This is a genomic window from Streptomyces sp. NPDC015032, assembly GCF_043080425.1.
In the GTDB taxonomy this organism is placed as follows: Bacteria; Actinomycetota; Actinomycetes; order Streptomycetales; family Streptomycetaceae; genus Streptomyces.
Genome location: NZ_JBIBVN010000014.1, coordinates 1 through 15,233, shown reverse-complemented (window position 1 = coordinate 15,233; position 15,233 = coordinate 1). Strand labels below are relative to the sequence as shown.

12 protein-coding genes and 1 tRNA gene are annotated in these 15,233 nt (G+C 69.4%); 8 read left to right on the top strand and 5 right to left on the bottom strand.

Translation table 11 applies throughout. The annotated features are described in order from the left end of the window. Nucleotides 1-4: 4 nt before the first annotated feature. The 5 genes from ACF08M_RS20705 to ACF08M_RS20685 form a co-directional block, all read right to left on the bottom strand. Nucleotides 5-76 (bottom strand) — tRNA-Gln (locus tag ACF08M_RS20705). Nucleotides 77-163: 87 nt separating this feature from the next. Further along, nucleotides 164-883 carry an HAD family hydrolase gene (locus ACF08M_RS20700; RefSeq protein ID WP_392186714.1) on the bottom strand — a complete coding sequence of 240 codons (720 nt, stop codon included), beginning with the start codon at nucleotides 881-883 and terminating at the stop codon, nucleotides 164-166. Between the two features lie 526 nt (nucleotides 884-1,409). Next, a complete protein-coding gene (gltX, locus tag ACF08M_RS20695) occupies nucleotides 1,410-2,921 on the bottom strand; it encodes a glutamate--tRNA ligase (RefSeq protein ID WP_392186713.1) in 1,512 nt (503 codons plus the stop codon). Beyond that, the gene (locus ACF08M_RS20690) at nucleotides 2,914-3,690 is read right to left on the bottom strand and encodes a fumarylacetoacetate hydrolase family protein (protein WP_392186712.1); all 777 of its coding nucleotides are present in this window, start codon (nucleotides 3,688-3,690) and stop codon (nucleotides 2,914-2,916) included. Before ACF08M_RS20690 ends, gltX begins: the two co-directional genes overlap by 8 nt. A gap of 79 nt (nucleotides 3,691-3,769) precedes the next feature. Continuing rightward, complete coding sequence (locus ACF08M_RS20685) at nucleotides 3,770-3,958, bottom strand: hypothetical protein (protein WP_392186711.1); 189 nt, start codon at nucleotides 3,956-3,958, stop codon at nucleotides 3,770-3,772. A gap of 581 nt (nucleotides 3,959-4,539) precedes the next feature. Between ACF08M_RS20685 and ACF08M_RS20680 the strand changes: the two genes are divergently transcribed. From ACF08M_RS20680 to ACF08M_RS20645, 8 genes are all read left to right on the top strand, one after another. Next, nucleotides 4,540-8,274, top strand: a complete 3,735-nt coding sequence (locus ACF08M_RS20680) for a nitrate- and nitrite sensing domain-containing protein (RefSeq protein WP_392186710.1) — start codon at nucleotides 4,540-4,542, stop codon at nucleotides 8,272-8,274. Beyond that, nucleotides 8,275-8,697, top strand: a complete 423-nt coding sequence (locus tag ACF08M_RS20675) for a roadblock/LC7 domain-containing protein (protein ID WP_003966009.1) — start codon at nucleotides 8,275-8,277, stop codon at nucleotides 8,695-8,697. A gap of 133 nt (nucleotides 8,698-8,830) precedes the next feature. Further along, a complete protein-coding gene (locus ACF08M_RS20670) occupies nucleotides 8,831-9,238 on the top strand; it encodes a DUF742 domain-containing protein (protein WP_072487285.1) in 408 nt (135 codons plus the stop codon). Next, nucleotides 9,219-9,800 carry an ATP/GTP-binding protein gene (locus tag ACF08M_RS20665; protein WP_072487286.1) on the top strand — a complete coding sequence of 194 codons (582 nt, stop codon included), beginning with the start codon at nucleotides 9,219-9,221 and terminating at the stop codon, nucleotides 9,798-9,800. Before ACF08M_RS20670 ends, ACF08M_RS20665 begins: the two co-directional genes overlap by 20 nt. 347 nt (nucleotides 9,801-10,147) lie before the next feature. Next, a complete protein-coding gene (locus ACF08M_RS20660) occupies nucleotides 10,148-13,327 on the top strand; it encodes a nitrate- and nitrite sensing domain-containing protein (RefSeq protein ID WP_392186709.1) in 3,180 nt (1,059 codons plus the stop codon). Nucleotides 13,328-13,337: 10 nt separating this feature from the next. Beyond that, nucleotides 13,338-13,751, top strand: coding sequence for a roadblock/LC7 domain-containing protein (locus tag ACF08M_RS20655; RefSeq protein ID WP_073771622.1), 414 nt, complete (start codon nucleotides 13,338-13,340; stop codon nucleotides 13,749-13,751). Nucleotides 13,752-13,840: 89 nt separating this feature from the next. Further along, nucleotides 13,841-14,461 carry a DUF742 domain-containing protein gene (locus ACF08M_RS20650; protein ID WP_392186708.1) on the top strand — a complete coding sequence of 207 codons (621 nt, stop codon included), beginning with the start codon at nucleotides 13,841-13,843 and terminating at the stop codon, nucleotides 14,459-14,461. Further along, on the top strand, nucleotides 14,442-15,023 hold the full coding sequence (locus ACF08M_RS20645; RefSeq protein WP_014048542.1) for an ATP/GTP-binding protein: 582 nt from the start codon (nucleotides 14,442-14,444) through the stop codon (nucleotides 15,021-15,023). The genes ACF08M_RS20650 and ACF08M_RS20645 overlap by 20 nt, the downstream gene beginning before the upstream one ends. Nucleotides 15,024-15,233 lie beyond the last annotated feature (210 nt).

Here is a 15,233-nt window from a genome sequence, read left to right as displayed (position 1 = left end):
TGCGCTGGGCTACCAGGACTCGAACCTAGAATGACGGTACCAGAAACCGTAGTGTTGCCAATTACACCATAGCCCACCAAAACTCAACCCCTAGAAGGGATTTTGTTCGGTTTGCGCTTCCCGTTCGGATCTTTCGTTCCGCTCGGGCGGCGCAGGAAGAACATTACCCGAAGGTGTCCGGCGCTCCAAAACGGGTATTGCCCGCCAGCAGGCCGGGCAACTCGTCGAGCCCGCCGATACGGACGAGTTCCGGCCGTCCGCCGCGGTCGCCCCGGTCCAGCCAGATCCCCATCAGCCCCGCGGCGACCGCGCCACCCGCATCGATGTCCGGCTCGTCCCCCACGTACGCGACCTCCCCCGGCTCCAGCGCCAGGACGTCGCAGGCGGCGTGGAAGGCACCGGCCTCCGGCTTGGAGATGCCCAGCTCCACGGCGCACACCACGGCCTCGAACCGGTCCCGCACACCGAGCGTGCGCAGCTTGCGGTCCTGGTTGTGGATGCTGGAATTCGACAGCACCGCGTGCCGGAACCCGTCCGCCAGCAGGTCCAGAGCGGGCAGCACATCGGGAAAGAGTGACCAGGCGGTCTCGTAATGGGCCACGTGCCGAGCAAACCAGTCGTCGGCCTCGGCGTCGCCCAGCGCCCGCGAGACGAACTCCCGCACCCGGTCCCGGCGCTGCCCCTGGAAGTCCGTCTTACCGTCGGCGAACCGCGCCCAGTGCACATCGGTGATCGCCCGCCACGCGACGAGGGCCTGCTCGACGGAGTCGTATCCGTCGGGCAGGCCCTCCTGTCCGAGGTGCTTGCGCATGCCGATGCGGTCGGCGCCCGTGTAGTCGAAGATCGTGTCGTCGATGTCCCAGAGGACGGCGCGGATCGTCATGCGGCCCAGCCTAGATTCCTACGCGGCGAGCATGGTGGGCTTTGCGGTGGCCAGCAGACCGATGAACACGATCTTCAGGCCGTCGATCTCCTCCGGCGGGGGAGAACAGATCATCCGGGCCGCCGGGCACGCGGTCATGGAAGGGGCTGCCGACTTCGTACAGGTCTCCGACGTCGAGCACACCACGCTTGGCGACCACGTCGATGATCAGCGTGATGAAGTCCAACTGTGCGGCACTCAGCTGTTTCCAACGAGCAGATCACCGAAGACAACCTGGCTTGCCTGGAAGAGATCTTCCTCGCCGAAACGGTGGCCTCGCCCGAGGATCCTCGTTCTCCTTGATCGATGCGACCAGAGCGGACAGGCTGGCCCGGGTTGCGACGAGTATCACGTCAAAGCGCGTGGGAAGCCGGGGCCGTCATCCCCGGGCAGCGGGCCGGCCCGCGCGGGGTGCCGCAGGTGTCGTGAACGGCCGGAGGCCGGGGCTTTCCCGTGGGAACCCCGGCCTCCGGCGTACGTACGACGGCTACGCGGTCAGCCTGGCCAGCGCCGCGTCGATGCGGGCCAGGGTCTTCTCGCGGCCCAGGATCTCCAGGGACTCGAAGAGCGGCAGGCCGATCGTGCGGCCGGTGACCGCGACGCGGACCGGGGCCTGGGCCTTGCCGAGCTTCAGGCCGTGCTCCTCGCCCGCGGTGAGGACGGCGTTCTTCAGGGCGTCCGTGTTCCACTCGGCGGCGGCCAGCTTGGCGCGGGCCGTGACGAGCAGGGCGTCGGAGCCCTCCTTCATCGCCTTGTTCCAGGACGCCTCGTCCTCCACCGGCGCGTCCAGGAAGAGGAAGTCCACGTTGGCCGTGATGTCGGAGAGGACGGTGACACGGGTCTGCGCGTGCGGGGCGATCGCGGCGAACCGCTCCGCGTCGAAGGACTCCGGGGCCCACGGGGCGAACGGGGCCTTCAGCCAGGGGCCGCACGCCTCGGTGAAGGTCTTCACGTCGAGCTTGCGGATGTGCTCGGCGTTGATGTGCTCGCACTTCTTCAGGTCGAAGCGCGCCGGGTTGGCGTTGACGTCCTTGATGTCGAACGCGGCCACCATCTCCTCGATGGAGAAGATGTCGCGGTCCTCGGCGATCGACCAGCCGAGCAGGGAGAGGTAGTTGAGCAGCCCCTCGGGCAGGAAGCCGCGCTCGCGGTAGAGGTTGAGCGAGGCCTGCGGGTCGCGCTTGGAGAGCTTCTTGTTGCCCTCGCCCATGACGTACGGAAGGTGGCCGAAGGCCGGGGTGGCCTTGGCGATGCCCAGCTCGATGAGCGCCTTGTAGAGGGCGAGCTGGCGCGGGGTGGAGGAGAGCAGGTCCTCGCCGCGCAGGACGTGGGTGATCTCCATCAGCGCGTCGTCGACCGGATTGACCAGTGTGTAGAGCGGGGCGCCGTTGGCGCGGACGATGCCGTAGTCCGGCACGTTCTCCGGCTGGAAGGTCAGCTCACCGCGGACCAGGTCGGTGAAGGTGAGCGCCTCGTCGGGCATCCGGAAGCGGACGATGGAGGTGCGGCCCTCGTTCTCGTACGCGGCGGTCTGCTCGGCCGTCAGATCGCGGCAGTGACCGTCGTAGCCGGACGGCTTGCCGGCGGCGCGGGCGGCGTCGCGGCGGGCGTCGAGCTCCTCGGTGGTGCAGTAGCAGTGGTACGCGTACCCGCCGGCGAGGAGCTTCTCGGCGACGTCCTGGTAGATGTCCATGCGCTGCGACTGGCGGTACGGGGCGTGCGGGCCGCCGACCTCGGGGCCCTCGTCCCAGTCGAAGCCGAGCCAGCGCATCGAGTCCAGGAGCTGGTTGTAGGACTCCTCGGAGTCGCGGGCGGCGTCGGTGTCCTCGATGCGGAAGACCAGGGTGCCGCCGTGGTGCCGGGCGAAGGCCCAGTTGAAGAGGGCGGTGCGGACCAGGCCCACGTGGGGGTTGCCGGTCGGGGAGGGGCAGAAACGTACGCGGGGGGTTGCCGCCTGGCCGAGCGGGTCCGGGAGCTTGGGAGAGGGTGCGTTAACCACGCTTGATCACCTTGTTGGTGAGAGTGCCGATGCCTTCGATGGTGACGGCGACCTCGTCGCCGACATGGAGGGGTCCGACCCCTGCGGGGGTGCCGGTGAGGATCACATCGCCCGGGAGCAGCGTCATGGCTTCCGTGATGTGGACGACCAGATCCTCGATGGAGCGAATCATGTCGCTCGTACGGCCGAGTTGGCGTTGCTCGCCGTTGACCGTGGCCTGAATGGTCAGGTCTCCGGGGTCGAGGTCGGTCTCCACCCAGGGGCCGAGCGGGCAGGACGTGTCGAAGCCCTTGGCCCGGGCCCACTGCTTCTCGCGCTTCTGGGCATCGCGGGCGGTGACGTCATTGGCGCAGGTGTAGCCGAAGATGACGTCCTTCACGCGCTCACGCGGCACTTCGCGGCACATGCGGCCGATGACCACGGCCAGTTCGGCCTCGTGGTGGAGCTCTTGGGAGAAGGAGGGGTACTCGATCGCGTCGCCGGAGCCGATCACCGAGGTGGTGGGCTTGAAGAAGGCGACGGGGACGTCCGGTACCTCGTTGCCGAGTTCCGCGGCGTGCTCCGCGTAATTGCGGCCGATGCCCACGACCTTGTTGGGGAGCACGGGCGGCAGGAGGCGGACCTTGCTCAGCGGGACCTTGGTCCCGGAGAGCTCGAACTCGGCGTACGGAATGCCCTTGATGATGTCGAGGACGAGACCATCGGGCCCGTCGCCCTCGACGGCGCCGAAGGCGACATTGCCGTCGATGGAGAACCTGGCGATGCGCACGGGATGCTGTCGCCCCTCACTTGCTGGCTGGAAGACTGACGCTCCAGGCTAACGCGGGCGAGGGGGGACGACGCGCGCGTTACTCCGGGGCCGCGGCGGTGACCGGGACTTCCATGAGGATGGTGCGGCGGGGGTTGGCCGTCTGGTTGGGCAGGTCGACGGCGTGCTCCGGCAACTCCGGCGTCCGCAGCTCGTCGGCGCCCCCGAGGTGCGCCAGCGTGGTGCGCCGGGGGTTGGCAATGTTGCGGAACATCATCGTCGTCTTCATCTGCCGTTCGGACCCTGTCGGTACGGGCGCGGCCCGGAGGGGCGCCGGTTGTCGGATTTGCCATCCCTGTAAAGCCTCAGGCTAAACATCCAATTCCCTTCGGAAGCCAGGATGAGACGGCGATCATCATGTGAGTTTGCTCACGACTGTGTCGACAATTAGCGCATTTCAGGCGCCCGATCGCCTCATCAGAAACAGACATTACGGCACTGAATCAGCCATTCCGCTCCTGATCATGTCGACTGGGACACCCTTCCCTCTCCGCCGATTCACCCGCAATGATCCACTTTGCCCGCGAACACACTCCACGGCTTGTTACTCATTCATCACAACGCGTCACCCGAGTCACGGCCGGACGCGGGGCCCTTGTTGGAGATCCGGCACTGTGCTGGAATTCCACGAACCGCCGCAGGTTTCAGGTGCCGGCGCGCAGGGGCGCAACACAGCGCCGAGTGGCGGCGGGAAGGGGAAGAGCGCCGGTCACTCACGACCACCATGGGGCGGAAAGAACGTCCCACGACGCCGACACCGTCCCACCCGCTTCGCGCGGAGGGACGCCTGGTCCAGAGGTTGCGACGCTAGTGCAGGGACGTTTCAAGAGGGATGGCAGCGCTGCGGCGGAACAGGAGCCGCACGGCGGGACCGACCGCGGTTCCTCGCCCCAGCACGCCCAGAACCCCGGACCGGCCCCGGCCGGCGACAGCGGCGACCACGACCGGGGCCCCGGTGCCACGACGTCCAGCAGCACCGACCCCATCTCGTCGCTCAAGCCCCGGGGCTCCGTCAGCACGGGCTCGCGGATGGCGCTGCGCAACTGGCGCATCAGCACGCGTCTGGTCTCCCTGCTCGCCCTTCCCGTGGTCGCCGCGACCACGCTGGGCGGACTGCGGATCAACGACTCCATGAACGACATGCAGCAGCTGGATCACATGCAGCTGCTGACCAGGATGACCAAGCAGGCGACCACGCTCGCCCAGGCGCTCCAGGAGGAGCGCGACCGCTCGGCCGGTCCGCTGGCCAACGGGGCGAAGGCCGACGACTTCAAGGTCACCGAGCCCCGCAAGAAGACCGACCGGGCGAAGACGGCCTTCCTCGACGGCACGAACTCGATCGGCGACCCCACCGGCGACGAGGCCCTCGAAGGCATCTACTCGAGCGTCCAGCAGATCGCCAGCCAGCTGACCGAGATCCGCGAGATCCGCAAGACGGCGTACGCCAAGAACACCCCGAGTCTCCAGACCGTCGACCAGTACAGCCAGCTGATCACCTCGCTGCTGAGCCTCTCGCAGGACATGGCGCAGGCGACGAGCAACTCGGAGATGATCAAGCGGACCCGGGCGCTGGCGGCCTTCTCCTCCGCCAAGGAGTACGCCTCGGTCCAGCGGGCGATCATCGCCGCGGCGCTGCCCGCCGGCAACGACAAGCAGCCGCACCTCGACAAGAACGACCAGCAGTTCGGCCGCGCCGCGCTGCGCAAGGAGACCACGTCACGCCGCTCCTTCGCCGCCGTCTACGCGGCCACCGGCAACAACGCCGAAGAGCTGACCGCCACGCTGGACGACGGCAACCCGGAGATCAAGGCCGCCAACACCTATGCGAAGAAGGTGCTGGACAGCCCTTCGGGCATGACCGGCACGGCGCGGCGTTCGTACCTGGACTGGTACGACCAGAGCTCCACCAAGATCCAGGCGATGAAGACCATCGAGGAGACCCTCCTCGGCGACATGGAGGGCAAGGCCCGCGAGCTCCGCGACGAGTCGAAGCGCGAAGCGATCGTCAGCGGTGCGCTCATCCTGCTGGTGCTCGGTGTCTCGCTGGTCGGTGCCTTCGTCGTCGCCCGGTCGATGATCCGCTCGCTGCGGCGGCTCCAGGACACGGCTACGCGCGTTGCGCAGGACCGGCTGCCCGAGCTCGTCAAGCAGCTCTCCGACGCCGACCCGCAGGACGTCGACACTTCGGTGGAGTCGGTCGGTGTGCACTCCCGGGACGAGATCGGCCAGGTGGCCGCGGCCTTCGACGACGTGCACCGCGAAGCGGTCCGCCTCGCCGCCGAGCAGGCCCTTCTGCGGGGCAACGTCAACGCGATGTTCACCAACCTCTCGCGCCGCAGCCAGGGCCTCATCCAGCGTCAGCTGTCACTCATCTCCGAGCTGGAGTCGCGCGAGGCGGACCCGGACCAGCTGTCCTCGCTCTTCAAGCTCGACCACCTCGCGACCCGTATGCGCCGTAACGGCGAGAACCTCCTCGTCCTCGCGGGCGAGGAGCCGGGCCGCCGGTGGACCCGCCCCGTCCCGCTGGTCGACGTGCTCCGCGCCGCGGCCTCCGAGGTGGAGCAGTACGAGCGCATCGAACTGGCCGCGGTGCCCGCCACCGAGGTCGCGGGCCGCGTCGTCAACGACCTCGTGCACCTGCTCGCCGAGCTGCTGGAGAACGCCACGTCGTTCTCCTCGCCGCAGACGAAGGTCCGGGTCACCGGCCACGCGCTGCCCGACGGGCGGGTGCTGGTCGAGATCCACGACACCGGTATCGGCCTCTCCCCCGAGGACCTCGCGGCGATCAACGAGCGGCTCGCCTCGCCGCCCACCGTGGACGTCTCGGTCTCCCGGCGCATGGGTCTGTTCGTGGTCGGCCGGCTGTCCCTGCGTCACGGCATCCGGATCCAGCTGCGGCCCTCCGACTCCGGCGGTACGACCGCGCTGGTCATGCTGCCCGTGGATGTCGCGCACGGCGGCAAGCAGCCGGTTCCCAAGCAGGGGCCGGGACAGCAGCCCGCCCCCGGTGGTGTGCTCGGCGGTGGCAGCGGTACGGGTCCGGGCAACGGTTCCCGTCCCGGTCTCGGCGGCGCTCCGGCGGCCCCGGCCGGCCGGCTCGCCCCGGGCCCGGACGCAGCGCGAGGTCAGGTCGGGGCCGGCTCCGGTCCGCGCGCCGCGCTGCCCTCCCGCGACGGCGGACCCCGTCGGCCGCAGCATCAGCAGAACGCCGGCTTCCCGCCCGCCGGGCCGGTCGATGCCGGTCAGCAGGACAACCCGCGCCAGGAGCCGCAGCGCCACGGCGGCGGTCTCGCCGGGGCATTCGGCAACGGTGCCCGGCTCGGTGCGCGCGGCCAGGGCGACGGAACGGGCCGTACGGACTCGGGCCGTCCCGACCTGTTCGCCCAGAACCGTCCGGACCGGAACCAGGACCGGAGCGAGCAGGGCCGGAACGACCAGGACGGCCCGGCTCCGTGGGGGGCCCCGCAGCCGCAGCAGGCCCGGCAGAACCCGGCCGGCCAGGGCGGCTTCCCGCAGTCCGGTGGCCCGGCCGGGCCCGGCCGTCAGCTGCCCCCGGTCGGCGGTCCGCGTGCCGAGCTGCCCGGCGGCACCCCGCAGCCGCAGCGCTCGCAGACCACCAGCTGGGGCGCCGACGAGCCGTCCGCGCCGGGGCGTACCCCGCTGGACGCCCCGCGCGGCCACGAGGAGCCCGAGACCACCGGCCAGTTCCAGCGGCCGATGAGCCCGCCGTTCGCGCAGCGACCGCCCATGGACGACCGGCAGGACCCCGGCTCCACCGCCGAATTTGCCCGCCCTGACTTCTCGGCTCCGGCCCCGCAGCCGCAGACCCCGCTGGACCGGTCGTCGCAGGACCCGGCGAGCACCGCGCAGTTCGCCCGCCCGGACTTCTCGGCTCCGGCCCCGCAGGCGCAGGACCAGGGCCTGCCGGCGCCGCGTCAGCGCGACCGCGACAACGGGGATTTCGGTACCCCGCGTCCGCCCGCCGCGCCGGGCGGTGACGGGCAGTACCGTCCGGTCCTGCCGTCGCAGCCGCAGCCCGAGGCGCTGCCGCCGGCGGCCGCCCCCGGGGACGGCCGTACGCCGCTGTACGACAACCTGGAGACGAACTGGTTCCACGGCCCGCAGCAGGGCGGCCAGCAGCCGCCCGCCGAGCCGCAGGCGCCCGAGCTCCCCGAGCAGCCGGCCCAGGAGCGTCCCGCTCCCGCCGAGCCGCGCCGCGGGGGGAGCGATCCGGGCTCCCCCACAAGCTCCTGGCGTCCCTCGCCGAACGACGAACTCGTACGGCAGGCGGAGCGGGTCAAGAAGCCCGCGGCAGGCGGAGTCACCACCTCCGGACTGCCTCGCCGGGTACCTCGCGCCAACCTGGTACCGGGCACCGCCCAGCAGCAGAACCACCAGTCCGGTCCTCAGGTGTCGCGTGCGCCCGACGATGTACGCGGGCGGTTGACCAATCTCCGCCGGGGCATCCAACAGGGGCGGCAGGCCAACAACGGCCAGTCGACCGGCAGTTTCCCACTCGGCCCCACTCACCAGCAGGAGCGTTAGTTGAGCCCGATGAGTCAGGCCGCGCAGAATCTGAACTGGTTGATCACCAACTTCGTGGACAACACCCCAGGGGTGTCGCACACGGTGGTGGTCTCCGCCGACGGACTCCTGCTGGCCATGTCCGAAGGATTTCCGCGTGACCGCGCCGACCAGCTGGCGGCCGTCGCCTCCGGTCTGACCTCGCTGACCGCGGGCGCCTCCCGGATCTTCGAGGGCGGCGCCGTCAGCCAGACCGTGGTGGAGATGGAACGCGGGTTCCTCTTCCTGATGTCCATCTCCGACGGATCCTCGCTGGCCGTGCTCGCCCACCCGGACGCCGACATCGGTCTGGTGGGGTACGAAATGGCCCTCCTGGTCGACCGGGCGGGGACCGTCCTCACCCCGGACCTCCGCGCCGAGCTCCAAGGCAGCCTGCTCCACTAGGCGGCCACGGACCGATGACAGACTCCACCGCCCCAGGAAACGCCCTCGTCCCTCGCCCGTCGGGCCGCACCGAGCCCCACCGGCCCCCCTTCAGACGGCAAGCCGACCCCCTGCTGTCACGCTCGGAGGATTCATGACCCCGCCACCCGCCTCACCCGATCCGTACGGCGCACTGCACCACGCGTCGTACGACGGTGAAGGCGACCAGCCGCTGGTCCGTCCGTATGCCATGACCGGCGGCCGGACCCGGCCCCGCTACCAGCTCGCGATAGAGGCGCTGGTCTCGACCACGGCCGACCCCGCGCATCTGGGGACGCTGCTCCCGGAGCACCAGCGGATCTGCCACCTCTGCCGTGAGGTCAAGTCGGTGGCCGAGGTCTCGGCGCTGCTGTCGATGCCGCTGGGTGTGGCCCGGATCCTCGTCGCGGACCTGGCGGAAGCCGGCATGGTGGCCATCCACCAGCCGGGCAATGGAGAGACCGGCGGCGCGCCGGATGTGACACTGCTCGAAAGGGTGCTCAGTGGACTTCGCAAGCTCTAGTGGCGGTGCTGCCCGGGCCACCACCTCGGCGAAGATCGTGGTGGCCGGGGGCTTCGGCGTGGGTAAGACCACGTTCGTCGGTGCCGTCTCGGAGATCAACCCGTTGCGTACGGAAGCCGTGATGACGTCCGCGTCCGCGGGCATCGACGACCTGACGCACACCGGTGGCAAGACGACGACGACCGTCGCGATGGACTTCGGTCGCATCACGCTGGACCAGGACCTGATCCTGTACCTCTTCGGTACGCCCGGACAGGACCGCTTCTGGTTCATGTGGGACGACCTGGTCCGCGGCGCCATCGGCGCCGTCGTCCTCGTCGACACCCGCCGCCTCGCCGACTGCTTCCCCGCCGTCGACTACTTCGAGAACAGCGGACTCCCCTTCGTCATCGCCCTCAACGGCTTCGACGGACACCAGCCCTACACCCCCGACGAAGTCCGCGAAGCCCTCCAGATCGGCCCCGACACCCCGATCATCACGACGGACGCCCGGCACCGGGCGGACGCCAAGAGCGGCCTCATCACGCTCGTGGAGCACGCGCTGATGGCACGGCTGAAGTAGGTACAAGTCTGTATTGACATACGGCAGTTGCCGTAACCAAACGGGGGCGGCCTGTGTCCTTTGACACGATCCGCCCCCGTATTCATAACGTTTCGACAGAGAATTGCCCCGCGATCGGCACCCGATGCGTTCAATCGGTGCCGCTGCGCTCACATGAGCCCCGCCTTTTGACGGGGCTCGTTCTTTATGCCCGTTTTATCTGAGGCATGTACCACTCGGAATGGCTGGTTCCGACTGTTTGGAACGCGGCCGGTCCCCGTGCTGGAATTCGATGAACTCCGGAGTAGTACGGCCCTGAACGAAACACGGCACAGCGTAGGTGCCGACGCCGAGAGGTTGTTGGTCGAGTGAGGCGAAGCAACGCGGGCTCCGCGGCGCGGTCGGAGCGGGGCAACTTCACCCCGCCGCCGCGCGCCGCGGCGTCTCCTGCCGGTGTGTCCGAAGCGGCGAAGTCCAGGGGGAGCACCAGTCGGCTGGCCCCGCGCAACTGGCGGGTGCCCACCCGGCTGAACGCGATCCTCCTGATTCCGGTGCTGGTCGGCCTGGTCATGGGCGGCTTCCAGGTGAAGGGGTCGATCGACACCTGGCGGGAGGCGCAGGACGCCGAGAAGACCGCGCTGGTCGTGCGTGCGGCCTCCGCGTACGGCCAGGCGCTCCTCAATGAGCGTGACCTCACCGCTCAGCCCCTGCTGTCGAACAAGCGGGACGCCGCCGTCGTCAACCGGGTCCGGGCCACCACCGACGCCGCTGCGGCCAAGTTCGACACGGCGGTGAAGGACCTGCCGCGCAAGCAGGGCCTGGAGCGGCGTCTTCAGCTGTTCCGGCTGGAGGAGCCCAAACTCCCCGAGCTGCGCAAGGCCGCCTACGCCGAGGCCATGGACCCGGTGAAGACGGAAGAGGGCTATGTCCAGGTGCAGCACTCCCTGATGGAGTTCTGCAACGAGCTGGGGCTGGGTACCGGCAACATCACCAGCTACGGCCGTACGGTCTACGCGATCGAGCTCGCCAAGGCTGCAGAATCGCTTCAGCGCTCCATCGGCATGCACCTGCTGGTGCGTCCGAGCCAGGAGAGCGCCAAGTTCGACGCCCAGGTCAAGGCCTTCGGCTCGTACAACTATCTGGAGCAGATCGCGCTCGGCGAGTTCGTCTCCGGCGGTACGGAGGCCGACGCGGCCCGGCTGAGGCAGGTCATGGCCGAGAAGTCGGCCGAGGGCACGGAGAGGCTGAAGAAGGCCCGGCAGCAGGCCGACGCGGCGGGGGTCCCGTTCGTCGCGCCGCCCAGCGTCGACGGCTCGGTCTTCGACGGCATGGCCGAGGAGATCGGGCAGGGCAAGTCCCCCCAGAAGCTGGCCGCCAAGGGCATCACGCCCGAGACCTGGATGGCCGCCGCCACGGCCAAGTTCGACGGCTACACCACGATCGAGGACGAACTCGTCGACAAGGCCGTGACCGAGGCCGCGGACATCTCGTCCAGCGCCCGGAACGACGCGTTCATCAACGCCGCCGTGGTGATCGTGGCCCTGCTGGCCGCCTTCGTGCTGGCCGGGCTGATGGCGCGGCAGATGAGCCGCTCGATGCGCCATCTGCGCACCGCCGCCTTCGGGATCGCCGAGCAGCAGCTGCCGATGCTGGTCGACCAGCTCTCCCGGACCGATCCGGGCCGGGTCGACACCCGCGTCCAGCCGATTCCGATCGACAGCCGTGACGAGATCGGCGAGGTCGCCCGCGCCTTCGACCAGGTGCACCGCGAGGCGGTGCGACTGGCCGCCGAGCAGGCCATGCTGCGGGGCAACGTCAACGCGATCTTCACCAATCTGTCGCGTCGCAACCAGTCGCTGATCGAGGGCCAGCTGAGCCTCCTCACCGCCCTGGAGAACCACGAGACGGACCCGGACCAGCTGGAGAGCCTCTTCCGGCTGGACCACCTGGCCACTCGTATGCGGCGCAACGGCGAGAACCTCCTCGTGCTGGCCGGCGAGGAACCGGGCAGCCGCTGGAACCAGCCGGTGCCGCTGGTCGACGTGTTGCGGGCCGCCTCCTCCGAGGTGGAGTCGTACGAGCGCATCGAGCTGTCCGGGGTGCCGGAGACCGAGATCCACGGCCAGTCCGTCTCCGACCTCGTGCATCTGCTGGCCGAGCTGCTGGAGAACGCCACCACGTTCTCCTCGCCGCAGACCAAGGTGCGGGTCACGGCGACCCGGCTGCCCGACAGCCGGGTGATGATCGAGATCCATGACAAGGGCATCGGTCTCACCGCCGAGGACTTCGCCGACATCAACCACAGGCTGGCCAACCCGCCGACCGTGGACGCCGCGGTGTCGCAGCGCATGGGCCTCTTCGTGGTCGGCCGCCTCGCCGACCGGCACGGCATCCGGGTCCAGCTGCGGCCCTCGGGCGAGCAGGCCGGCACCACCTCGCTGGTCATGCTGCCGGACGCCATCACCCACGGCGGCGGCGGCGAACCGGCCTCCGCACAGGACGACTTCACCGTCTCCTCGATCATTCCGCGGCAGCCGAGCTTCGAACAGCCCGCGCCCCAGCCACAGATACGCACGGCGGCGGAGCTCGGCTTCGACGACTCGCGTTACGAGCAGCCGTCGGTGGACGCCGCGCAGCTCGACCCGGTGGGCCGGTCGCTGGTACGCGAGGAGCGCCGGGCCGCGCTGGAGGCGCAGACGACGGGCGAGCGCCCTCAGTTCGCGCAGGACCCCTACGCCGGGAACCAGGCGGCCGACAGCCGGTACGCCGTTAACGGGTACGCCCAGGAACCGCGGCAGGAGCCGTACGAACAGGCTCCGCACGAGGGCGGCTTCGCCCCCTACGGCGGTGACGCAGGCTTCGCCGAGCAGCCCGGCCACACCCCGCAGGATGGCTATGCGGAGGCGGCATATGCGACGGGCGAGATCGCGCAGCCGTTGCACGAGGAACAGTTCACCCCTCGGCCTCACCAGGACGAATGGGCGAATCAGGGCGCGTATCAGGATGCGTACGAGCCTTCAACGCAAGTCGAAGCGGAATCTGCTCCGAGCGCCCCCGCCGAGCCGCAGGAACGCGTAGGCTTCGACCGTCAGGGGCCCACCCCCAACTCCGGCCACGAGCTGACCGAAGCCGGTCTGCCGCGCCGGGGCGGTCAGCAGCACTGGCAGCCCACCGGCCGCGGGAACAACGGGCCCGCAGCCTCGCGACAGCAGCCGCAGCAGCAGGAGGAACTGCCGCAGCAGCAGCCGTCGGCACAGCAGGACGGGAACGGCTCCGACGACTGGCGTTCGACGAACGACGAGCGCTGGGAGCGGGCCGAGAAGCTCCGGGAGCCCAAGGCGGGCGGGGTCACCCCGTCCGGGCTTCCCCGGCGGGTGCCCAAGGCCAATCTGGTCGAGGGAACGGCGGAGCAGACGTTGCAGGGCGGCCCTCAGGTCTCCCGCGCCCCCGAGGACGTCCGCGGCAGGTTGAGCAACCTGCGGCGCGGCGTGCTGCGGGGACGTAACGCGGGTTCGGACACAAGTAATTCCTACAACCAGGAGCGTTAGTGTGAGCCCGATGAGCCAGGCGGCGCAGAATCTGAACTGGTTGATCACCAACTTCGTGGACAACACCCCAGGGGTGTCGCACACGGTGGTGGTCTCCGCCGACGGACTCCTGCTGGCCATGTCCGAAGGATTTCCGCGTGACCGCGCCGACCAGCTGGCGGCCGTCGCCTCCGGTCTGACCTCGCTGACCGCGGGCGCCTCCCGGATCTTCGAGGGCGGCGCCGTGAATCAGACGGTGGTGGAGATGGAGCGCGGATTCCTCTTCATCATGTCCATCTCCGACGGATCCTCGCTGGCCGTGCTCGCCCACCCGGACGCCGACATCGGTCTGGTGGGGTACGAAATGGCCCTTCTTGTCGACCGCGCGGGCGGCGTCCTCACCCCGGACCTCCGCGCCGAGCTCCAAGGAAGTCTTCTTAACTAATAGGCAGACAGTGCGTTTCGCGCCACCGCGCCATAAAGTGCGGTGGCGCGGACCTACTGGGTTCGGGACCGGCAGGCGGAGGAGGAATCGTGACAACACCCCCAGAAGGACACTGGCACAGCGGTGGCCAGAACGTACCGGGTGAGCACGGGGACAACCGGTTCAACTTCCCCTCGGCACCCAGCAGGCAGGGCACGCAGCAGCCGTATCGGCCCTATCAGCAGCCGCAGCAGCCACTGGGCGCCCAGCAGGGCTCCGGGTGGCCTCCGCAGCGGCCGCACCGCTACGACCCGCCCCAGTCGCCCCGCATCCAGCCCGTACAACCGCGGCAGGCCCCCGAACCGGTCGAACCGGCCGAGCCTGCCGCACACAATCCGCTGGTCCGTCCGTACGCCATGACCGGCGGCCGGACGCGACCGCGCTACCAACTCGCCATTGAGGCGTTGGTCAGTACCACGGCCGATCCGTCCCGGCTGCAAGGGCAGTTGCCCGAGCACCAGCGGATCTGCCGACTGTGCTTCGAGATCAAGTCGGTCGCCGAGATTTCGGCACTGCTCTCGATTCCACTCGGCGTTGCCCGGATCCTCGTAGCCGACCTGGCAGAGGCCGGACTCGTCGCTATCCATCAGCCCGGCGGCGACGAGTCCGCCGGCGGCCAGCCAGATGTGACACTGCTCGAAAGGGTGCTCAGTGGACTTCGCAAGCTCTAGCGGCGGAGCGGCCCGCTCCACTACCTCGGCGAAGATCGTGGTGGCAGGGGGCTTCGGCGTGGGTAAGACCACGTTCGTCGGTGCCGTCTCGGAGATCAATCCGCTGCGCACCGAAGCCGTGATGACGTCCGCGTCCGCGGGCATCGACGACCTGACGCACACCGGGGACAAGACCACCACGACGGTGGCGATGGACTTCGGTCGCATCACGCTGGACCAGGACCTGATCCTGTACCTCTTCGGTACGCCCGGACAGGACCGCTTCTGGTTCATGTGGGACGACCTGGTCCGCGGCGCCATCGGCGCCGTCGTCCTCGTCGACACCCGCCGCCTCGCCGACTGCTTCCCCGCCGTCGACTACTTCGAGAACAGCGGACTCCCCTTCGTCATCGCCCTCAACGGCTTCGACGGACACCAGCCCTACACCCCCGACGAAGTCCGCGAAGCCCTCCAGATCGGCCCCGACACCCCGATTCTCACCACGGACGCCCGGCACCGGGCGGACGCCAAGAGCGCGCTGATCACGCTCGTGGAGCACGCGCTGATGGCACGGCTGCGCTAGGACCTTCCGTTCGGATCAGGCCACGCTCCCTGGGCCGGCCTGATCCGAACGAGAGGCCCCAGGGGTGCTGCGAGGCCTCCGGGCCGCGCAGCGCGTGAGGCCCCGCACTCCTGAAGGATGCTGTTGGTTTATTCGGGGCCGTGCGTGACGTCGGCCTTCGAGACCCGGTTGTGGTCTTGAAGGCCGACGTTGTCGTTTGGGGTGGGTGCG